The organism is Synechococcus sp. A10-1-5-9, assembly GCF_047716785.1.
In the GTDB taxonomy this organism is placed as follows: domain Bacteria; phylum Cyanobacteriota; class Cyanobacteriia; order PCC-6307; family Cyanobiaceae; genus Synechococcus_C.
The window spans coordinates 398,323-419,568 of sequence record NZ_CP180406.1 but is presented as its reverse complement, the minus strand read 5'-3'; the positions used below and the strand labels follow the sequence as shown (position 1 = coordinate 419,568).

21 protein-coding genes are annotated in these 21,246 nt (G+C 56.1%); 10 read left to right on the top strand and 11 right to left on the bottom strand.

The genetic code is table 11. The annotated features are described in order from the left end of the window. The first annotated feature begins 87 nt into the window (after nt 1–87). Complete coding sequence (locus ACLM45_RS02555) at nt 88–495, top strand: DUF2237 family protein (protein ID WP_006041329.1); 408 nt, start codon at nt 88–90, stop codon at nt 493–495. Here ACLM45_RS02555 and ACLM45_RS02550 read toward each other — a convergent pair. Continuing rightward, nucleotides 477–1,205, bottom strand: coding sequence for an SDR family NAD(P)-dependent oxidoreductase (locus tag ACLM45_RS02550; RefSeq protein ID WP_415410415.1), 729 nt, complete (start codon nt 1,203–1,205; stop codon nt 477–479). The two genes, ACLM45_RS02555 and ACLM45_RS02550, sit on opposite strands and share 19 nt — an antisense overlap. Before the next feature lie 24 nt (nt 1,206–1,229). Between ACLM45_RS02550 and ACLM45_RS02545 the strand changes: the two genes are divergently transcribed. The 3 genes from ACLM45_RS02545 to ACLM45_RS02535 are packed head-to-tail and all read left to right on the top strand — an operon-like array spanning nt 1,230 to nt 3,667. After that, nucleotides 1,230–2,129 (top strand): SpoIID/LytB domain-containing protein, encoded by a 900-nt coding sequence (locus ACLM45_RS02545; protein ID WP_006041327.1) that lies wholly within the window; start codon nt 1,230–1,232, stop codon nt 2,127–2,129. Then, nucleotides 2,119–3,015, top strand: a complete 897-nt coding sequence (locus ACLM45_RS02540; protein WP_415410413.1) for a DUF4922 domain-containing protein — start codon at nt 2,119–2,121, stop codon at nt 3,013–3,015. The genes ACLM45_RS02545 and ACLM45_RS02540 overlap by 11 nt, the downstream gene beginning before the upstream one ends. A 16-nt stretch (nt 3,016–3,031) precedes the next feature. After that, nucleotides 3,032–3,667, top strand: a complete 636-nt coding sequence (locus ACLM45_RS02535; protein WP_415410411.1) for a sigma-70 family RNA polymerase sigma factor — start codon at nt 3,032–3,034, stop codon at nt 3,665–3,667. On the opposite strand, the gene ACLM45_RS02530 is transcribed toward ACLM45_RS02535, so the two are convergent. Continuing rightward, nucleotides 3,649–3,810, bottom strand: a complete 162-nt coding sequence (locus tag ACLM45_RS02530) for a hypothetical protein (protein ID WP_006041324.1) — start codon at nt 3,808–3,810, stop codon at nt 3,649–3,651. The two genes, ACLM45_RS02535 and ACLM45_RS02530, sit on opposite strands and share 19 nt — an antisense overlap. Nucleotides 3,811–4,066: 256 nt before the next feature. On the opposite strand from ACLM45_RS02530, the gene ACLM45_RS02525 reads away from it, so the two are divergent. Together ACLM45_RS02525 and ACLM45_RS02520 are read left to right on the top strand one after the other, a co-directional pair. Then, nucleotides 4,067–5,602, top strand: a complete 1,536-nt coding sequence (locus ACLM45_RS02525) for a DUF3370 domain-containing protein (protein WP_415411327.1) — start codon at nt 4,067–4,069, stop codon at nt 5,600–5,602. Between the two features lie 35 nt (nt 5,603–5,637). Continuing rightward, nucleotides 5,638–6,660 carry a molecular chaperone DnaJ gene (locus tag ACLM45_RS02520; RefSeq protein ID WP_415410410.1) on the top strand — a complete coding sequence of 341 codons (1,023 nt, stop codon included), beginning with the start codon at nt 5,638–5,640 and terminating at the stop codon, nt 6,658–6,660. A 502-nt stretch (nt 6,661–7,162) separates the two neighbouring features. Here the strand turns inward: ACLM45_RS02520 and ACLM45_RS02515 are convergent. Further along, nucleotides 7,163–7,657 carry an allophycocyanin subunit alpha-B gene (locus ACLM45_RS02515; RefSeq protein ID WP_006041320.1) on the bottom strand — a complete coding sequence of 165 codons (495 nt, stop codon included), beginning with the start codon at nt 7,655–7,657 and terminating at the stop codon, nt 7,163–7,165. An 80-nt stretch (nt 7,658–7,737) separates the two neighbouring features. Between ACLM45_RS02515 and rlmD the strand changes: the two genes are divergently transcribed. Then, nucleotides 7,738–9,138: a 23S rRNA (uracil(1939)-C(5))-methyltransferase RlmD gene (gene rlmD, locus ACLM45_RS02510; protein ID WP_415410408.1), complete on the top strand. Its 1,401-nt coding sequence runs from the start codon at nt 7,738–7,740 to the stop codon at nt 9,136–9,138. On the opposite strand, the gene pheT is transcribed toward rlmD, so the two are convergent. After that, nucleotides 9,107–11,563 carry a phenylalanine--tRNA ligase subunit beta gene (gene pheT, locus ACLM45_RS02505; RefSeq protein WP_415410406.1) on the bottom strand — a complete coding sequence of 819 codons (2,457 nt, stop codon included), beginning with the start codon at nt 11,561–11,563 and terminating at the stop codon, nt 9,107–9,109. The two genes, rlmD and pheT, sit on opposite strands and share 32 nt — an antisense overlap. Nucleotides 11,564–11,690: 127 nt before the next feature. Here pheT and rpmG point away from each other — a divergent pair, with 127 nt between their 5' ends. From rpmG to ACLM45_RS02490, 3 genes are all read left to right on the top strand, one after another. Continuing rightward, on the top strand, nt 11,691–11,885 hold the full coding sequence (rpmG, locus tag ACLM45_RS02500) for a 50S ribosomal protein L33 (RefSeq protein WP_006041317.1): 195 nt from the start codon (nt 11,691–11,693) through the stop codon (nt 11,883–11,885). A gap of 50 nt (nt 11,886–11,935) precedes the next feature. Further along, entirely contained in the window at nt 11,936–12,157 is a 222-nt protein-coding gene (gene rpsR / locus ACLM45_RS02495) for a 30S ribosomal protein S18 (RefSeq protein WP_006041316.1), read from the top strand. A gap of 105 nt (nt 12,158–12,262) precedes the next feature. Continuing rightward, a complete protein-coding gene (locus tag ACLM45_RS02490; RefSeq protein WP_415410404.1) occupies nt 12,263–14,218 on the top strand; it encodes a ribonuclease catalytic domain-containing protein in 1,956 nt (651 codons plus the stop codon). Between the two features lie 8 nt (nt 14,219–14,226). Here ACLM45_RS02490 and ACLM45_RS02485 read toward each other — a convergent pair whose 3' ends face one another. The 7 genes from ACLM45_RS02485 to glpX all read right to left on the bottom strand — a co-directional run bounded on the left by ACLM45_RS02485 (nt 14,227) and on the right by glpX (nt 21,170). Further along, entirely contained in the window at nt 14,227–14,589 is a 363-nt protein-coding gene (locus tag ACLM45_RS02485) for a hypothetical protein (RefSeq protein ID WP_415411326.1), read from the bottom strand. A 1-nt stretch (nt 14,590) separates the two neighbouring features. After that, nucleotides 14,591–15,163 (bottom strand): CIA30 family protein, encoded by a 573-nt coding sequence (locus ACLM45_RS02480; RefSeq protein WP_415410403.1) that lies wholly within the window; start codon nt 15,161–15,163, stop codon nt 14,591–14,593. Next, nucleotides 15,160–15,876, bottom strand: coding sequence for a 6-phosphogluconolactonase (gene pgl / locus ACLM45_RS02475; protein WP_415410402.1), 717 nt, complete (start codon nt 15,874–15,876; stop codon nt 15,160–15,162). Before pgl ends, ACLM45_RS02480 begins: the two co-directional genes overlap by 4 nt. Nucleotides 15,877–15,886: 10 nt before the next feature. Beyond that, nucleotides 15,887–17,305, bottom strand: a complete 1,419-nt coding sequence (gene gndA / locus ACLM45_RS02470) for an NADP-dependent phosphogluconate dehydrogenase (protein WP_006041311.1) — start codon at nt 17,303–17,305, stop codon at nt 15,887–15,889. A gap of 88 nt (nt 17,306–17,393) precedes the next feature. Continuing rightward, the gene (locus ACLM45_RS02465; protein WP_415410401.1) at nt 17,394–18,689 is read right to left on the bottom strand and encodes a glucose-1-phosphate adenylyltransferase; all 1,296 of its coding nucleotides are present in this window, start codon (nt 18,687–18,689) and stop codon (nt 17,394–17,396) included. 132 nt (nt 18,690–18,821) lie between these two features. Then, the gene (locus tag ACLM45_RS02460; RefSeq protein ID WP_415410400.1) at nt 18,822–20,135 is read right to left on the bottom strand and encodes a glutamyl-tRNA reductase; all 1,314 of its coding nucleotides are present in this window, start codon (nt 20,133–20,135) and stop codon (nt 18,822–18,824) included. Between the two features lie 30 nt (nt 20,136–20,165). Next, nucleotides 20,166–21,170: a class II fructose-bisphosphatase gene (gene glpX, locus ACLM45_RS02455; RefSeq protein ID WP_006041308.1), complete on the bottom strand. Its 1,005-nt coding sequence runs from the start codon at nt 21,168–21,170 to the stop codon at nt 20,166–20,168. Nucleotides 21,171–21,246 lie beyond the last annotated feature (76 nt).

Below are 21,246 nucleotides of genomic sequence, written 5' to 3'. Positions count from 1 at the left end.
TTAACGCCTCGCCCCCGGGATCCGTCAACCACTTGGTCGCGCAATGTGGCACTCCTTCGTCAGAATTGAGGGGGTTGAGGGGCCCAAATGACCAGCCTTAGCAATGCTCAAATCGAAGATCAGAGAACGGATCTCAACGTTCTTGGATCAGTGCTCGAGCTCTGCAGTTGTGAACCTTTAACTGGATGGTTCCGCGATGGTCATTGCAAGACCGATCCCTCAGACCACGGACAGCACACCGTGTGTTGTGTGATGACGGAAAGCTTTCTCAGCTACAGCAAAGCGCAGGGGAATGATCTGAGCACTCCGATGCCCGCCTACGGGTTTCCAGGGCTCAAACCTGGCGATCACTGGTGTGTCTGCGCACCACGCTGGAAACAAGCCATGGAGGACGGCATGGCACCCCCTGTGCGCCTTGAAGCGACCGAACAGGGATCTCTGGCAGTGATCCCGCTTGAAACCCTCCGTGAACACGCTCACCAGGGGATGGACTGACCATCCCAGGCCAGAAATGCACCGGATTGCGCAGGGGTCTGCTGGAGCAAGACATCCAATAGGTGACCCGCTGCCCGCTTCGGACTGAAGAGCTTCTCCGCCGGGACGAAGCTCTGAAAGGGTTTCGATAAAGCTGTATCGGTTGTTCCTGGATGCAGCAACGTCACCGTGGCTTCGGGAAAGCGGCGAGCCCACTCCACGCTGAGTGTCCGAAGCATCATGTTCTGGGCAGCCTTGGCGGCGCGATAGGCGTACCAACCACCACTGCGGTTGTCGCCGATGCTTCCGACCCTGGCACTGAGACTTGCGTAATGAAACGGTTGGTCGCGGCGCAGCGACGGCTCAATGGCCTTAGCCAGAAGCAATGGAGCGGCTGCGTTGATTTTGAAGGATTCGATCAGTGCGTCTGGCTGGACATGCTGAAGACGTTTCTCAGGCTGCAGAGAGGGACCGTGAAGGCGACCAGTGGCGTTGAAGACCAGTCGCAGGGGGGAGTGGTCATTCGAGAGCGTTTGGGTGAGCCAGGAGAGGCTCTCGGAATTCTCCAGGTCAAGAGGCCAGTCCGATGCATCTTTCGGTTTGCGTCGACAGAGCGTGACCGTTAAGTGGGGGCAGCGATCGGCCAGCTGGGACGCCAGCACTTCACCGATGCCACCGGCTCCCACAATCAGGGCGCGGCCCGACCAACTTTTTTGGCTTGATTCAGGCATGATTCAGCCGCCGCTATCGCGGATATGAAGTTCTCTCCTTCACTGTTACTGGCCACCTTCACCAGTGTCCTTGCACTGGTTCTCTGGTGGGTGTTTGCAAGCCGCTCCTCACTGCCGGACCCAACAGCCACCGAAACCTTGCTGCAAAGCTTGCTGGATGGTTCCGATGAGAAGGAGATCTCAAAACCGAGCGCTATCACTGTTCCGGCCAGTCCTGAGGCAGGCCGGTCAGCTGATCCTCAGGTCAAGGTTGCTCTCTTGAGTCAGTCGCCGCCCCGCAGCATCTCGCTTCAAAACGGAGCTCGTTGCCGTCGTGCTTCTGGGGAGGTGATCCCAAAAGGGACGCTGATGGAACTGTTGGCCGTCCAGAGGCAAGGTGTTATCAGCTGTGGCGGCGATCGCGGACGCGTTGGAGTGAATGACAGGTCCTATGAGGGAACCATCCATCTTTTGAACCGTGGAAAGGGATGGACTGCAATCAATCAGATCAGTCTTGAGCGTTACGTTGCCTCAGTGGTTGGTGCCGAAATGCCCTCGCACTGGAACAGTGAGGCGCTGAAGGCGCAGGCAGTGGCTGCACGCTCCTATGCCCTTGTGCATGTGATCCGTCCAGCAACAGCCGACTGGAATCTGGGGGATACAACGCGTTGGCAAGCCTACGCAGGCCTGACCAGTAAGACAGCATCCACTCGCCAGGCCACGACTGAGACCAGGGGGATCGTGCTCAGCTTTGAGGGGGGGCTTGTCGAATCCCTGTATGCAGCAACCCGTGAAATCTCAGCAGAAGCCCATGGCCACCTGGGCGCCAGCATGAGCCAGCATGGTGCACAGAGACTGGCAGAGGAGGGCTTGCAGTACAACGAAATCCTCGGCAAGTACTACGTCGGAGCATCACTGGCGAGGATCAGAACGGATGAGAAATGAACGTTTCTGGACATCAGCGCTGAGTCAATCCAGCAAGGCGCTGGAGAGTGGAGCTCTGATTCCTCTAACAACCTCCCGACTGCAATGTCCAGGCCCTGGTGGCGAACGATTCGAACTGCGTCGACTCAATGCGCAGCTTCCGAGACACCATCGACCAGAGGGGCCCAAACCGAATCCATTCAGCCCATGGGATCGAGAACTCGAAATTGATGTGATCGGGACAGATCATGTGCTGATCCTCAACAAATACCCTGTTCAGACTGGGCACATGCTCCTGATCACCAGGCAATGGGCGCCGCAGGTGCATTGGCTGACCCAACCCGATTGGACTGCGCTTGTGGAGGTTGACCGTGACACAAGCGGATTGTGGTTCTTCAACAGTGGGCCGAAGGCTGGAGCAAGCCAACCGCACCGCCATCTGCAGTTGCTGCGACGCCAAAGCAGCGAAATAGCTTGCCCGCGCGAGAGCTGGTTTCGCCGCATCCTCGAAGGAGGTGACACAAAACGGCCATCAGAAAGTAGCGACCCGCTGATCGATAGTTGCGCCTTGGTGAAGCGTCCGAGCTGCTCAGACCCAGAGCAGGAGGCTAGTGCCTTGCATACTCTTTACCGCACCCTCGCCATGAGGTTGGCCCTTGGAGATGCCGATGCAGAGCGACCTCCACTCGCTCCCTACAACCTTCTGCTCACACCAGATTGGTTGGCCTTGATTCGGCGCAAGCAGGAGCGTGCATCAGGATTCAGCCTGAACGCTCTCGGTTTCGCCGGCTACCTACTGGCCACTGAGAACTCGGACTTGAGCTGGTTAGAGCACAACGGTGGTGAAGGCCTGCTCCAAGAGGTTGTGAGCGGGATCAGTGATGCCACGGATGACGGCAAGTCCTGAATGAGGACTGGATGAGATGAGTCCCTGCTTGGACAGGGGATCACGAAACCAGTCCATGCAAAAACAAACAACCCAGCGAAATCAAAGGGTGAAAGACCATTTGCAGTTGGTGACTCCGATCGCTAGGCACTACGCCCAACGTTGCGGAATCGATGCCGACGATCTAAGACAAGTAGGACTCATGGGTCTGCTCCGAGCGGCGGAGAACTTCAACACGGAACGCTGTACACCGTTCAAAGCATTCGCCAGACCGCATATCCGTGGAGCCATCCTCCATTACCTGAGAGACAACGCATCCGTCGTGCGCTTCCCAAGACGCCTGCAGTCAGACAAGGAGATGAACGAGTCTGGAAAACAGTGCCATGGACCCTTGCTGCGAAGGGTTTACTGCGGCGATGAGACCGTTGCAGACACCAAAAGCGAAACGATCGAGGAGATCGAACAGATGGAGCGCTCAAGACTGATTCAAGAGGCTTTGAAGTCGTTGCGTAGCCCTGAACGATCGGCCATCCAGGAAGTTGTCCTCGATGGCAGAAGCCTCAGAGCCGCGGGGAGAGTTGCGGGGGTTAGCGCAATGACCATGCAGCGGCGCGTCAAGCGCGGGCTTTCAAGGCTTCGGTTGAAGCTTGAGCCTCAGCTCTGGGCCGACTGATCGCGTTCGATCTGCTGTTCAAGTGTTGAAATGGCAGCAGAAACCGCTGCAAGCTGGCGCTCAAGACCGTCGCGCCAGAAGCGGAGCATGCGCAACTTCCGAGATTTCTGCTTGTGCTGCCACTCAGCATCGGCACAGGGCATGCAATCAAAAGGAGGGAACATGGACGAACTGCTGGTGACACCATCCTGCCGAGAGAAAATCCGAGTCGCGGGGTCGTAGGCGACTTGGCGGTTTTAGATCTGAGGCTTAAGTTTGGAACTTGAGCCCTTGCGGGCGACCTTCCCGAGGATCCAGTCTCGCGTGTCTCACCGAATTCCACAACTGGTCCTAGTTGGCGTCTCGGTTGGGATTGGCGCGGCTGTGGAAATACGCCCCGTTCAGGCGTTTGTGCCGCTGATGGCAGGCCAGCGAGCCAGACCGTTGAATGGAACGTTCAATAATGTTCCGGTTCTGCATTCCAACCAGCCCGAGATTGTTAAGGGACCGGGAATTCTGGTCAATACAGCACCTGGACAAGCCATAGCTGCAGAAACGAATCGGCCTCTCCAGAACGCCACTTATACGTTCAAAGGTGAATTTGGCCTGCATATGCACCATAAGTACTACCCGGAAGACTCCAACAAGTTGGGAGGACGTAGGGCCAGAGGACTTCTAACTGTGGCCGCAATAGCCATCAATCCTGGATCAACACCGATTACGCTTCGTTTTCAGCAGGGTTCAGTCAAAAACAGTTTTGAAGCCCCTTATCAAGCCAATAATCTGATGGGGGTAAAGCCTCTGGGTCGAAGGCCCTGGAACACAGGCCCTGGTGATGCAACGGCCGTGCAGATTTTACGAGGTGAGCTAGATCGCCGACTTCCCGAATCAGTGGTGATTCCCCCAAACAGCAAGAAGGTGATTGTGAGCAGCGTTCTCCCTGCTCGGGGAATCATGAATGGACTGCTTCACGGAAAAAGCGATGGACCCTTCCAGATGGCTGTAGTCGCCGCAGAAGAAACGAAAGATGAGAATGAATTGATTGCAGTTCTCAATCGTGGACGCCTCGCTCCAGGACGTATTTATCTCAATCGCCTGAGGGAGATTCAAGCAGGAACAGTCTTTTCTCGTGTTGCTGGCGTCGCTCTAGGTGATGAATACAAGGCATCCATCAGGCACGACCTTGATCAAGGACCTTTGCATGTTCCGTTCACAAGTACGCGAAAGCATCACTTTGGAACTCGTGAGATTCAAGTCAATCCATTAACCGCCAAAATGGTGGATTCTGCAGTGAATAATGTCGGTACATACGGCGTTAGATTCGATATCGATTTGAATCTTTCTGGTGAAGGGACGCACGATTTAGTCCTCAGCCATCCTGTGGCATCAGGGCGTCCACCATTCACTGCGTTTCGAGGTTCTATCAGTATCAAAACTGATGAGGGGTATCAAGAAGTTCACGTTGGAATGCGCTCAGGACAGAGCCTTTCCATTGCCAAACTCAATCTCAAACGCAAGTCTCCAAACAAAGTCACAGTGAGTGTTGTGTATCCAGCGGATGCAACCCCTGGGCACTTGCTGAGCGTCGTTCCTGATACCCAGCTCGCCATGCTCAGACAACGGGAAGAAACGCAGGAAGCAGCTCGCAAGGCCCAGGCTGCTGCCAAAGAGCGCAAAATTCGTCCTGCAACACCACCACCGACAATCACAGCAAAACCGAAACCGACACCAACGACGACACCGGAACCCAAAACTGCCTCAAAGCAAAACACTCAGAAGCCCAACACGTTCACGCCGCCACCGCCACCACCGCTCATCATTGCGCCTCGTGGAGGACTCAACCCGATGCCACCGGCGATGATCATGCCCCAACGCGTAAACAGCACCCTGGAACAGCGTTATCGCGAAGCGATCAAAGCCCAGCAGGAATGGCTACGTCGTCTCCAGGGTCGATAGGCTTCCAGGCTCGAGGGCCAGATCGTTTCGTAGATATGCCAAGTAAACGGATCAGCCTCGAACTCCCTCAACATCTTGTTGACCGGCTCGATCAGCTGCGCAAGGAGTGGCATGCCCGATCAAGGGGGGCCTGCCTGGAGCGATTGCTGGAGGAGATTTTTGAATCCGAAAGTGAGACCACCTCGGCTGAACCCCAGTCCGATGGGGACTCAATCACAAGCAAGGTCATCAACTCGGAGAGCAACGACCCTGTCTACGACGAAGACAGAGCCATTGTGCTGGTTGGTTCCCAGCGCAACAGATCCACAGAGGAGCGTGATGATGACATCGACGTCGAACCATCACGGTCGCGACGCACTGCAGGATCCAACGCAAGTGGGATCGATCTTCCTGGGTTTGTCAGAAAACGGACAGCCGCGATTCGATACAGCCTGGATGTCACAGACACTCCTGTCGATGCCCCACTGGTGCCATCGATCAGCGAAAGCCAGATCAAAGCTTGGTGTGATGCAGCACTCCAGCACTGGATGAACCTTTACGGCTCATCACCAGGTGAAACCGTGATGGAAGCTGTGATGCTTTGGATGGCCAGGGATATCTGGCCGCAGATTGATGGCAGCGAGGGACGAACCTTCACCTGGTCTCAGGTGAAGCATTCAATGGATCAGATCTGTGGAAGCTGGCCTGTGCAGACACCACGATTTGAACAGGTGATCGTTGCAGCAGCGGTGTTGGAAGATCCGTTTGCCACAGCAACGGTGACTGATCGGATCCCAACGTTGATTCGTCGGTTTGTGAACCGGTTCAAACGCAGCCGAAAGGTCACCTCCTTTGAGACTCTTGAATCCACCATGACATTGCATGGCGCACTACGGCAACTTGAACTGCCAACCCAGGCCGGGCAATCGTTGACCTTGCGCACGATCCGCGATGCCTATAAACGCAAAGCTGTGGAGGTGCATCCTGACTCAGGTGGATCGACCGAAGCGATGCGTCGCTTGAATGAGGCCTATCAGATGCTGAAAGAGCTCTATCGCCAAAAAGATCAAACTGAATAACCGAACAACACCAACCAAGACATAAGCAGGCAAGTCTCACAAGGCACAGACGAGACACTAGATAAGTCTTTTAAAGCGTCTCATTTAACTCTCTCGAGACATTCTTGTTAACAATGTTTTTTTGTCTGTTTTTATCCATGCAGTGACGACTAGCCGGCCTCCGATGTCGGATTGAGCGATTCGCCGAATAGCAAAGCCGCTGTTCGTCCAACAAGATCAATACCTCGTCCAACAGACAATCAAGCTTTCAAATCCATTGCAAACAGGAGTCCAATCACTCTGCGTACCTGCTGTAGACACAGTGACGCAGTCCTGATGGGCCAACCCAGCACTCCCTGCCGCGCTCACAGAGAAGTCTTGCAATACGTTTATGAGACGCATTATAAGACTAATTACGGGTCTCACTTGAGAGAAACAATTTGGCTGATTGTGGTGTGTTCGTTTTGAGCAATAAAAAAGGCCCTCGTTAGAGGACCTTGAGTCAACGGATGAAAGGAAGCAATCAGGTGCTGGTCTGCATGCCCTGAATCAGAAAATCGAAGTAGGGCCCTGCAAGCCTCTGTTGATCATCAGAGAGAAGAACCAAGGCAGCCTCACGCATTGCTCGCATGGCATCCACCATTCCTGGCATGGGAACGCCAAGGCTGTTGTACATCTCACGCGCACCAACCAAGCCGATCTGCTCGATCATCTCGGTGCTACCAGCCAAAACACCGTACGTGACAAGGCGCAGATACCAGCTGTAATCCCTCAAGCATTGGGCACGCTGTTTTTGTCCGTAGGCGTTACCACCAGGAGCGACATACTCCGGACGAAGACTGAATAATTGGCGTGCGGACTCATCAACAATCTTCTTCTCGTTATCAGACAGGATTCGCACCACTGAAAGGCGCACGGAGCCTTGGCTGAGAAACTCGACAATCGAATTCAGTTCACCGCTGCTGGGATAGCGCAGATCGTCATCCGCTTTGAGGATCAGATCCCTTACAACGCTCATGACGGCTGGCATGCTGAGGAAAGTTTAAAGCTCCTGAACCCCAGCCATGGATGTGAGGTGTGGGGTGTTACGCCTTTGCAATGACATCAAGCGTTGATTCACCCAAGCCAGGCCTGACCATCTCGGTTCAGGGAGAGGATCTTGACCAGCAGGGACGGGGGATCGCACGCTGGAATGGCTGGGTGATCACGGTCCCGGAACTGATTCCCGGAGAGGACGCCAGCGTTCAGCTGCTGCAACGGCAGAGGCGGCTATGGCATGGCAAAAAGATCAAGAGCATCAAGCCCTCACCCGATGCCAGGCGACCACCATGCATCCTTGCGCAAACGTGCGGTGGATGCACGCTTCAGCACATCAGCGTGAATGCGCAGAACCAATGGAAACAGGAACACCTCAAAGCCACCCTGCTGCGGATCGGAGGAGTCACGACCTTGGCTGGGCCCTTGATCAGCCCCGAGGATGAATCCCTTGGGTATCGAAATCGAGCGCTGATTCCCATTCAACGCGGTGAAGGAGGACTTCGGCTCGGCTATTACCGCCGAGGAAGTCACCGCATCGTCAATCTCAATCATTGTCCGGTGCTCGATCCGCGACTGGACGCCTTGATCGAGCCCATCAAGAACGATCTGGCCTTGACCGACTGGCCGATGGATTCTGATTTGCGGGGTGAACCGGGTCTCCGACACCTCGGGCTGCGGATCGGCGTGCGAACCGGTCAGATTCTGATTTCACTCGTTGCGGCAACGGATCATCTTCCAGGGCTGGACCGACTCACTGCGGAGTGGATGCAGCGTTGGCCGCAGCTGAAGGGAGTCACCCTGAATGTGCAACCCAAGCGCAGTAACACCGTGATCGGCGAGCAGACCCTCTGCATTCAGGGCGATGACGTGATTGAAGAGAACTTCTGCGGCCTGTCGCTACAGCTCGGAACCACCACGTTCTTTCAGGTGAACACCACACGAGCAGAGCAGGTTGTCACGATGATTCGCGACTGGATCCACGCGTCAGCACCATCAGCCAACGTGATCGATGCGTACTGCGGCATCGGAACCATTGCCTTGCCGCTGGCAGCCTCAGGCTTGAACGTGGTCGGATTGGAAATCAATCGAGACTCCGTGATCCAGGCCCAAGAGAATGCGCAACGCAATGGGCTTGAAAAGGTTTGCTTTCTCGATGGCGACGTCGCTGAACATCTTGAGCAACTCCTGCCAAACCACCAGGCTCTCGTCGTCGACCCTCCCCGCAAGGGGCTGGCACCGGCGGTGTTGCAGATGATTCTTGCGATCCCTCCCGCTTTCCTGATCTATCTGAGCTGTGATCCCGCGACCCTGGCGAGGGATCTGCAACAACTTGCAGGACCTGATGGGCCTTATCGGATTGAACAGATCAAGCCTGTGGATTTCTTCCCCCAGACCTCCCATCTCGAGTGTCTGGTGATGATGATTCGCGTCAGCTCCGCAGTTCCACCTCGAACTGCTTGATCAGGGCCTGACGCACCTTCTCATGCACCGGCTGTATCTGATCATCGGTGAGAGTGCTGTCCTTGCCGCGGTAGCGCAGCCGGAACGCCTGACTGCAACGGTCGTCACCCAACTGCTTGGCCTCAAAGCGATCAATGAGTTCGACCGACTCCAGTAAGGGTTTGCCAGCCTTGCGGATGGCCTGCAACAAATCAGCGGACGGGAGGGATTTGGAAACCACCATTGCCAGATCTCGCTCCGAAGCTGGAAGGGTGGAAAAAGGCTTGAACTGTGGGGTCCAGCGGTTGCTTCGGGTGGCGGCATTGAGAAGAAGTGCCATATCGAAATCAAAGAGGTAAGTCTCCGATGGCAACTCGAAGTGTTCGCAAAGCGATGGGTGCAGCTGCCCGAAACATCCCAGGGGTTTTCCTTCCACGACAACCGTGGCGGCACGGCCTGGATGGAGACGATCATCGTCTACAAGACGACGATCCATGCTCTCAAGTCCCAGGGAGGCAAAGAGAGACGTGAGCAGCCCCCGTGCTTCGTAGTAACTCAGAGGCGAAGGTTTGCCACTGTTGAGCCACCGGGAGAGCCGTCGCTCACCACAGATCACACCACCGAGGCGGGATGTCTGGCGAACCCCGCTGGCATCGGGGAAGAACACGTTGCCGATCTCAAACAGCCAACAACCGGGTTGGGAAGATTGCAGATTGCGCTGGCAGATTTCCAGATGCTCCTGCCAGAGCGCCGTACGCAGGTGACTTGTTTCGGCGAGGAGGGGGTTGCTGATGGCAATCCTGGCCTCATCTGTGTCATCCGCTCGAGTCAGCGAGAGCGTGGTGACCTCTTGAAGGCCGAACGAACACAAACGCTGACGCAGGCGACGTTCAGCCTGTTGACCTAGAGAAAGCCGGCCTGGGCTTAGAGGATCGGGCAGGTGGGATTCAAAACGATCAAATCCAACAAGGCGGGCCACCTCTTCGATGAGGTCAACTTCACGCAGGAGGTCAAGGCGACGCGACGGCGGGACAACCACATCCCATCCGTCCTCTGTTGACGTCAGCGAGCAGCCAAGAGACTTCAGGCATACTTCAACTTGACCATCACTGAGATCCTGAGCCGCTGAATCAGGATCTGTAGGCGCCAGTGGTCCTAATAACTGATGCAGAGCGCTCCGACGAAGACCAACTACGGGCTCTGGACCTGGCTCGGACGCACACTGCCACGTGCGTCCGATTTCGGCTCCCAGTAACGATTCCAGGAGTGAAAGAGCGCGGCCGGCAGCCAACAGGGTGATTTCCCGTGGCACCCCTTTCTCATAACGACTGCTGGAATCAGTGCGTTGCCCCGTAGTTCGGCTACTGATGCGCACGGAGGACGGAGTGAAGAGAGCAGATTCCAACCAGATGCGCCGTGTTTGATCGGTGACCCCGCTCTCCTCACTGCCCATCACGCCAGCAATCGCAACAGCCCGATCGCGGCACGTCACCACCTGCACACGGGAATCGAGGGACAAATCCCGACCATCCAAACCACGGAACGCTTCTTTCTCGCGAGCCTGACGCAGGCCGAAATCGGATGCTGTGATGGGTTGTCCGCAGATGGACTCGAGGGCATCAGCGTCGAATGCATGCAGAGGCTGACCCTGTTCAAGCATCACCAGATTGCCGATATCCACTACCGCATTCACCGGCTTCACACCAGCGCGTTGAAGACGCTGCTGAATCCATTGAGGGGAGCAGCTTGAGCCATCGAGTTGCTTAACCTCAGTGACGGCATAAATGCCACCTGTTTGCATGGCTTCGGCCGATGGTGGGCTGGGATTCAGTGCATCAACTGTTGTGGGTGCTGATGTCTCAGGAAGAGACAGTGCAGCGCCTGTGAGGGCAGCGACTTCACGGGCGATGCCCGTCATTGACAGTCCATCGGGTCGATTCGCTGTGATGGCCAGTTCAAGAACGGTGTCGTCGAGCCCAAGCACTGGGGCGATCGATGCACCCGGTGCTGGAACCTCAGGGACGAGTTCCTCGAGAATGGCAATTCCGTCAACATCACTGGTTTGCCCCAGCTCTGCGAGGGAACAGATCATTCCCTGGCTGCTCACCCCTCTCAGCTCACCGGCCTTGATGGTCAGATTCACAGCCGGAAGAATGGCACCGACCATGGCCACCGGCACATGAATCCCTGCGCGCACATTGGAGGCCCCGCAAACGATCTGAAGTGGAGATTCAGCCCCCACATCCACCGAACAAACACTCAACTTGTCGGCATTGGGATGTTTGTTCTTCTCCAGCACGTGACCCACAACCACGCCTTGCGCAAAGAGGCTGAGATCCTCAAGCTCCTCCACCTCAAATCCCGCCATGGACAGCCGATCCCCCAGCTCAAGGGCAGGTTCATTCACCTGAACCAGATCCTTCAGCCAGGAGAGGGAAACCCGCATGGGGAAACGTGTCGTCGGTGGGGGATCCTACGAACTCTTTCGTGCTGAGAAGGTGATCCATCAGTGAATGGCTGCCCTGTAGAGTTGTCGTTTGTCACTCGCTTCGCAAGCGCGGCGTAACGTCCTTATGGCCAAGAACAAGGGCGTCCGGATCGTTGTCACTCTTGAGTGCACCGAATGCCGGTCCAGCACCGAAAAACGTTCCCAGGGTGTGTCTCGATACACCACTGAAAAAAACCGTCGGAACACCACTGAGCGGTTGGAGATCAAGAAGTTTTGTCCTCATGACAACAAAATGACGATTCACAAAGAGATCAAGTGATCTTTCGAATCTGAAATTTCTGTACCAACTTCGCCTCCAAATCCATTCCAATGTCCAGCTCCTTTTTCAAGAAGCGTCTTTCACCTATCAAGCCCGGTGATCCCATCGATTACAAAGATGTGGATCTGCTCAAGAAATTCATCACAGAGCGCGGCAAGATTCTGCCCCGCCGTCTGACCGGTCTCACAGCAAAACAGCAACGAGACCTCACCAATGCAGTGAAACGTGCTCGCATCGTGGCTCTTCTGCCATTTGTGAATCCCGAGGGCTGATTTCTGGCGACCGCCAACTTCCAACCCGGTGACCTCGTCGGGATCAGCGAACTGAAATCTCCTCAACTCGCTGTTGTTCTCTCTGTACAGGGAAGCAAGCGTCGCTTGAGCGTGGGTTTCAAAGCCAAAGAGCAGCTGCTCCCGGCCAGACAGATCACTCTGATTGCCTCCAATCCTTCCTCCTCTGATGTGGCAGGAAGACTGGGGGCTTTTCCATGGGAATTCACCGAGAAAGACCTAGCACTCGCAAGTCTCAAGCGTCGCGACTGGGGCCAGGCATGGGTCTTACTTGCCGAATCATCTGAGACCGCTGAGCTTGAGGAATTCGCTGATCTTGTTTGCGGAACCAGTGATGCACAGCACTGCGCAGCAACCTGGTTAGCGCTGAAGGCTGAAGAGCAAGATTTATTTCGAATCAAGCAAGAGCGGATTAGCCCACGGTCGCTTCAAGAAATTCGAAACCGACGTCACGATCGCCGGCGACAACACCTTGCGCAGATCCGGTTCAAGCGCTGGATGGCCTTTCTCAGCAAACAGGGTGAAGGAGACAAGGAGCTGGATCCACTTCACAAGGAGTGGATTGAACAGCTCATCCGTTTCTCCGCTGGAAGCATCAACCTGGACGACCTGTCGACAGAGCTTCGTCAGTCTTTGACGAGTTTGCGCCTGGATCAGAACCGGGGGGACGTTCGCGAGCGCCTCGTGACCCTTGGCCAACTCGATCCTCACCAGCTCTCCTCGATCGCGGGAACGGCCTGGACCAACGGCTTCAGCGCCGAGCTCATCGCTGACGCCGAGCGTGTGCTCAATGGCTGCCTGGACGATCACCCCGGGGATTCAGAGCGCATTGATCTGACCCATCAGACTTGCGTCACCATTGACGATGCCGAAACCAGGGATATTGACGATGCCCTGGGGCTTGAGCGACTGGCTGATGACCAACTCCGGATCTGGATTCACATCGCAGATCCTGGTCGTCTGATCACAACCGGCTCTCCTCTGGATCTCGAAGCTCGCCGCAGGGGGAGCAGTTTGTACCTGTCCAGGGGAATCTTGCCGATGTTCCCCTCGAACCTGTCATCCGAGGTGTTCAGCCTCAAAGCAGGTCAGCGAAACGCTGCCTGGAGCACTTGGGTGGATCTTGATCACACGGGAGACGTCAAAGCGAGCGGGATCTGTCGTAGCTGGGTGACCCCTCGTTACCGACTCACCTACGAGGATGCAGACGAATTGATTGATTTCGCGCCACCGGAAGAAGCCGATCTCTCCAATCTTCATGCACTGCTGGCCACCAGACGTCGTTGGCGCGTCGAACGCGGAGCGTTGTTGATGGATCTACCGGAAGGTCGGATTCGCTGTCGCGATGGGCAGCCAATCGTTGAAATCACCGAGCCCAGCCCGTCCCGAGAGATGGTCGCCGAAGCCATGATTCTTTGCGGCACCGTTGCCGCCACAAAGGGCATTGAGAATGCATTGGCACTCCCTTTCCGAAGCCAGCTGCCTGCAGAGCTTCCATCGGCGGCTCAACTCGAGGAACTTGCTGACGGTGCCGTTCGGTTCGCCGCCATCAAGCGCTGTCTCAGTCGTGGATTGATGGGAACCACACCGGCAGCTCATTTCAGCCTTGGTGTTCCTGCCTATACCCAGGCCACATCACCGATCAGACGCTATGGCGATCTGGTGGTGCAGCGGCAGTTCGCCGCCATGCTCTCACCAGATGGACATGACGACCCTCTGGATACGGAGTCATTGCAGACTCTTCTCCAACAGATAGAAACAGCGGTTCGCGAGGGAATCGCCGTGACCCGCGAAGATCAACGACATTGGCAACAGGTTTGGTTCGAGCATCACTCCAGTGAGCGCTGGCCGGTTGATTTTCTGCGCTGGTTGCGTCCCCAGGATCGTTTGGGACTGGTGCGTATCGAAGATCTGGCTCTTGATATCGCTGCAACCTGTCCGACTGGCAGTGAACCCGGTGATGCGTTGGTGCTGAAGGTGGCAGGAGTTGATTCCATCCGCGATCAGTTGCATCTGGTCGCGGACGTCAACGGGACTGTCTGAACACAGAATCAGGCCAGCAATGCCCGGAGACGTCGTGCCAATGCCTCGAGAGGAGCACCATCAGTCGGGGCTGAGCACCGTTCACCGGTCTCCCCGTTCATCCAGACCGGGTGCTGTCCGTGCCAAAGGATCGGTCGTGCGGGCTGATCGAACCAAGAAAGGGTGAGATTGAGATCGGACCCGCTGCGGTAAAGCTCAAGCTCGAGATCATTGTCCACGAGACGAATCCCATGGGCATCACGGCATTCGATCCTGCCGCAGTAATCCTCAATGGTTGCACTTTCCGCTGAAACAACAGCATGGAGCAACGGCTTGCGACAGAGATCAGCCGCTGCTGCGATCAGTGTTTCAAGCGGCGCACAGGACACGATCTTAGAAGGCTTCAATCGAACGGATCAAGAGCTGGATGGATCCAGATCGGTAGCCGGGGTTGGCCTCGCCGTCGTCACCGAATCGGGAATGGAGCAGCTGAAGGCGCGTGATGCAGGAAGAATCGAACCGGAGTGGCAATTTGATAGGGCTTGCCCTTACCACAGGCTTGAGCTGATCAAAGGGAATCTCCACCACGGTTAGTCCATTCGACTGGGTCGGCACGGTGGATACCCATCGCAACCCGCCAGGAATGAGCTCAGTCAAACCAAGAACACCATCGCGGCAGGCCACCGCAAACTTGAAACTCCGCCCCTGACCATCCAGGGACAGGCGAAGACCGCGGTAAGCCGTCAGATCCAACGGCGGCTTGAAGACCGGAGAACGACAACTGACGAATCCACCGCCTTCGCTCACCACGTCGCCTTCCAGCAGCAGTCCGTCATCGGTGATACGACAGCCGGCTCGGCTTGAGCCACCCATGATCGTGTCGTTCAAACTTGACCAAGCGTTAAAGGACGCCCCAGATGCAATCACTCGGATCTGGGGAGCGGGCTGGGGCGGTGGGGTTGTCAAAGACCTTGAGATGCAGCCTGATCAGCGAGCACAAGAATCTCTGTGCTCGGAGACACCAGTTTGGCAGGAGTCCGTTCGGCAGATTCCGAAGGATCAATCAGGCGAGACAGTGCCTGATGTTTGCCTTCTCCACTGACGAGGAACAGAACTTGTCTTGCTGCACTCAACACCGGCGCAGTGAGTGTGATCCGATCGAGTCCCTTGCCTCGACCGATCGTGGTCCATTGATCAAGCACCTTCGGCGCTTCCGTCCCTGGAAACAGCGAAGCGGTGTGGCCGTCATCACCAAGTCCGAGAAGCATGAGATCAAACACCGGCGGATCTCCCGCACAAACCTTGGTCACCAGGGAAGCAAAAGCCTCCGCACTGGCTTCTGCCGTGGGGAACTCCACGGTGGGTACTGGATGAAAGCAGGCGCGTGAACCCGGGTAACCAGCTTTCAGAAGCGTGTTGCGCAACATCCGAGCATTGCTGGATTCATCATCAGCGGCGACCCAGCGTTCATCTCCAAGAAAAACATCCACACGGTCCCACGGCAGATGCGCTTGACCAAGAATGTCGTAAGCACGTGCTGGAGTGCTGCCGCCAGAAAGAGCAATCTGAGCACGATCGCGCTGATCCAGAGCCAAATCGATGGCAGCACCAATGTGCTCAGCGGCGCTGCGGGCCAGATCCTGAAGATCTGAAGCCCGCTCGATGCGATAAGAGGTCATCAGTCTACGTTCAGTTCAACCACTCAGTGTGGAAGACTCCGTCCTTATCAACACGCGCATAGGTGTGGGAGCCAAAGCAATCGCGCATGGCTTGCACCAGGTTCTGAGGCAAACGGGACGTGCGGTAGCTGTTGATGTAATCGAGAGTGCTGCTTAGGCAGGGAACGGGTATACCAGCTTCGGCAGCACCGGCCACCACCTTGGCCAGCCCAGGCAGTCGGCGGTTGACCTGGTCCGCGAACCAAGGATCGATCAGCAGGTTGGCCAACTGAGGATCAGCATTAAATGCATCCTGAATGCGTTTCAGCAGCCGGGAACGAATGATGCAGCCACCCTTCCAGATCTGAGCGATCGCAGGCATGTGCAGGTTGTAGTTGTGCTCAGCAGAGGCAATGCGCATCAGCTCCATCCCCTGGGCGTAGCTGGCCATGCAGGCCAGAACCATCGCATCCATCAGTGGAGCCATGCCATCGGCGGGGGTGCCCATGTCGAAGGGCTTGATCGCTGGGCCCTTGAGAATCGGCTCTGCCTTGATCCGCTGTTCCTTCATGGAACTCATCACCCTTCCGTTCAAGGAGGCGTAGATGGTGGGAACGGAAGCACCCATTTGGAGAGCACTCACCACGGTCCATAGTCCTGTTCCCTTCTGCCCGGCCTTGTCCTGGATTTTCTCAACCAGATCAGATCCGTCATCAGGATCTTTCGTGCGCAGACACACCTCGGTGATTTCAACGAGATAAGAGCACAGCTCTTCAGTGCTGTTCCAGTGCGCGAACACGTCGGCCATCTGGGTGCCGTTCATGCCTCCCACGCGCTTCATGAGGTCGTAGCCCTCAGCGAGAATCTGCTCGATTCCGTATTCGATGCCGTTATGAACGGTTTTAACGAAGTGACCTGAGCCACCTGGACCGATGTAAGTCACGCAGGGGCCGTCTTCCACCTGGGCGGCCATTTTTTGAACCAGGCTTTCAATGGCGTCGTAGGACGCTTTGGTGCCTCCAGGCATCATGCTTGGCCCTTCAAGAGCACCCTTGGCGCCACCCGAAACGCCCATACCGATGAAACCGAAACTCTTGCTCTCCAGCTCAGCAACACGACGCTCGGTGTCGTGATACTCAGAATTTCCACCGTCGATGAGGAGATCTCCCTCTTCGAGATATGGAGAGATCTGCTCAATCACCGCATCAACCGGACCACCCGCCTTCACCATCATCAGGATGCGACGAGGACGCTCCAGTTTGCTGACAAAGTCCTGCAGGTCTGTAGCACCTTGAATGTTCTTGCCGGCACCACGGCCTGACAGGAACTCCTCGGTTTTGGAGTAGGTGCGGTTGTAGACAACGCTTGAGAAACCGTTGCTCTCGGCATTGAGGACGAGGTTTTCACCCATCACACCGAGACCGATCAGACCGAAGTGGGCCTTGGACATGGTCAGATAAAACCTTTCACTGGCGTCAGTGTGACCATGCCACCGGGGTTCGGCTGCAACCTGGACAACCTCTGTCAGGAATGAGTGATCAGATCACCGTTCCATTTGGAATGGAAGCGTTCTTCACTACCACGACAATGCCGTTTCGAATGTAGAAACCATGCTCAGGGCGGTCCGCCTCTTCGACATGATCCTTGTTGACGATGGTGACGTTGCTACCGATGCGCGCATTCTTGTCGAGAATCGCCCGTTTCACGGTTGTTCCCCTTCCGACACCCAGCGGGATGCCCCCCCGTTCCTTCAGTACAGCCCGCTCGCTGGAAGACTCGAAGAAATCCGATCCCATAAGCAAGGAATCCTGTAAGACCACGTCGTCCTCGACACGGCTTCTTACACCGAGTACAGAGTGGTGGATGCTGCAGGATTTGAGAATGGACCCTTCACCGATGATTGAATCCGTGATCTGAGAGTCCACCAGTTTGCTGGGTGGCAGGTAGCGCGGTCGTGTGTAAATCGGAAACTCAGCGTCGTAAAAACTGAACGGCGGAGTTGGTTGCTGCGTTAAGGCCAGGTTGGCTTCGTAGAACGCGCCGATTGTGCCGATGTCTTCCCAATAATCATCAAAGACGTAGCTCTTAAGACGATCGCCACGTGCTAGTGCTTCGGGGATAATTTCTTTGCCGAAATCCTTGTGCGTTGGATTCTGGTGAAGCAGATCAAACAAGGTATCGCGGCTGAAGACGTAAATCCCCATCGAGGCAAGGTAGGAGCGCTCCTTCGCTGAATCGGCACTCAGTCCGAATCTTGAGGTATCCACGGCCATTTCCAGAAGGGAATCACCTTTGGGCTTCTCTCTGAATTCCAAGATGCGACCATCCTGATCGGTGCGCATCAGACCGAAGGCTTCAGCTTGCTTGGCGTCAACGGGGAGAGCCGCAACGGTCAAGTCCGCTCCGGTACTGCGGTGATGATTGATGAACAGGCTGTAGTCCATTCGATACAGCTGATCACCCGAGAGAATCAGATATTCATCAACGTCCCACTCCTGAAACAACCACTGGTATTTGCGAACAGCATCAGCTGTTCCTTCAAACCAGGAAGGACTTTCGGGAGTCTGCTGAGCAGCCAGCACCTCCACGAAACCCTGACCGAAGCCAGCTGACAGGTTGTAGGTCTGACTGAGGTGCCTGTTGAGAGAGGCACTGTTGAATTGCGTCAACACATACATCTTGTTGATGTTTGAGTTGATGCAATTACTGATTGGAATATCAATCAGTCGGTATTTACCGGCGAGTGGCACTGCAGGCTTCGCCCGCATTTTTGTGAGGGGATAGAGGCGCGTACCAGCGCCTCCCCCGAGAATGATGGCCAGAACGCGCTTCATGCCGCCCCCGCAGATCGGCGTTGCGGAGCAAACTTACCGGACTTTTCGCTCTCTCAACCGGGGAAAGGGGAAGATCCACCAAGATTGGTGCGAATCACTTCTGGACAGCGCCAAAAGCAAGGATTGACGACCTCAACGGTCGCTGTCCTCCTCCGGCTGTAGAGCGAACAGACGCTCAACAACAGAGAGTGCATTTTGTCGGTCCGAGCGTGGCTGTGGGCTTCTCAGAGCGGTGACAGGGGCATGCAGAATTTTGTTGATGATCCCTTTGCTGAGGGCTTCGACCACTTTGCGTTCCCGCGCTGAGAAATCCGGACCCATACGGCTGAGAGCCTTCATCAATTCCTCAGAACGGATGGACTCCAGCGATGAGCGCAGACGGTTAATCGTTGGGACGGCTTCCAACGAATCCCACCATTCAAGGAACATCCGACTTTCCTCGTCCAGAAGCCCCTGGGCTTCACGAGCCACCTGCTGTCGGGCCTCTTGGTTGCGTTCCACCACCTCTTTGAGGTCGTCGACGTCATGGGCTTCAACGCCCCCGAGTCCCACCACATCCGCTGCGATATTGCGTGGCACTCCGATGTCGATTAAACGAAGTAAGCTCCTCCGGTTCAAGGTGGATAGACGCTGGGCATCGATGATCGGATCGTCAGCGGCTGTACTGGTGAAAACCAGAGAACAAGTGCTCAAGCAAAGATCAAGATCCTTCAGCGGTCTGCACTGGACGGGAAGGCTCGGAAAATCTGCAGCAAGAGCCTCTGCTCTCGCGACCGTTCGATTCAGTAGGACAACACCAGAAGCGCCTTTGGCCTGGAGATGTTGCAGTAGCAGGCGGCTCATCCGGCCTGCACCGACGACCGCGACCTGCTCATCCTCAAGCGTGACAAGCTCGTCGAGACCACGGGTCTGACCAAGCTTGAGCTGGGCCAATTCCACAGCAGCGGAACTGATCGACACGGCTCCTGTGCCGAGATTTGTTTCCGAGCGGACGCGTTTACCGGTACTGACGGCCTGTGTGAGAAGCCGATTCAAAATTGGGCCAAGGGACTTGTGCTCCTGGCCCAGACGCATCATTTTTTTGACCTGGGAGAGGATCTGGCCTTCGCCGAGCACCAGACTGTCGAGTCCAGCAGCCACACGCAGCAGATGCGCGACAGCATCCTCGTGGTGGTAGGCGAAGAGATGGGGTTTTAGATCTCTGGTCTCCAGACCGGAGTGTCCACTGAGAAACTCTCTAACGGCACTAATTCCCAACTCGGGATTGCGCACCAGTGTGTAGATCTCGAGACGGTTGCAGGTGCTGAGAATCGAAGCTTCCAGCACCTGGTCATGACCGCGCAGGCTCTGAAGGGATTCCTCCATGGTCTGCTCAGGAATGCTGAGCTTTTCGCGCACTTCAACCGGTGCCGTTCGATGACTGAGGCCGACAACGGCGATGTGCATGGAGAAATCCCTTGTTGCGTGAAAAAGAGGTCAGCTCAGCGCGATGCTCTGGGCGCCGTCCTTAATGTGCACCGTGTTGGTGAAGCGGCAGGTGTTGTCCAGGTTGCTGATCACCAAGCTGCTCGTTCGGGTGCAGTCCGACTCGAACTTAACGCCATGGAATAGGAGGCCATCAGTGATGCCACTGCCGGCAAACACCACATGCTCACCAGAGGCCAATTCCTCAGCCTCATAAATTTTATCGGGATCGGCGATGCCCATTTCAGCCAAGCGGGCGAGGTTGCCTTCCTTGGTGAGATCCGCCCACTCCTTGGTCTGAGCAACCGCGGGGTCGTAAACGAGCTGACCCTGGAAGTGGCCGCCAAGGGCGCGCATGGCCGCCGCAGAAATCACACCCTCAGGAGCAGCACCGATGCCCATCAGGCAATGGGTTCCTGTGCCAGCAAATCCACAGGCGATCGCAGCCTGAACATCACCGTCTGAAATGGGCTGAACACGGGCGCCGGTGGCTCGGATCTCAGCAATCAGATCTTTGTGGCGAGCACGATCCATCACCACGATGGTGAGCTCACTGGCCGCCATCCCCAGGCATTCGCTGAGGATTTTGATGTTTTCAGTGGCCGATTTGCGGATATCCACCTTTCCTTTCGCAGCCGGAGGTGCAGCGAGCTTCTTCATATAGAAGTCTGGAGCGTTGAAAAGGCCACCACGATCAGAAGCAGCCAGTACGGCCATCGAGCCCCTCTGATTGTTGGCGCACAGATTCGTACCTTCACAGGGGTCAACGGCGAAGTCGACACCAGGACCAGTGCCGCTGCCGACCTCTTCGCCGATGTAGAGCATGGGAGCCTCATCACGCTCGCCCTCACCGATCACGATGCGGCCCTGCATTTGGATTGTTCCCATGCGCTGTCGCATGGCCTCAACGGCAGCAGCATCGGCTTCATCCTTTTTGCCGAGACCAGTGAGGCGGGCGGAGGCGATAGCCGCCTGCTCAACGACCTCGAGAATTTCCTGGATGAGAGTGCGATCCACGGGAGTGCGGCGGGGGAACTGGATGCGAAGAGTGTCAGCTCACTGGGCTTGGTGCCACTGGGCTTATCACTCAAAA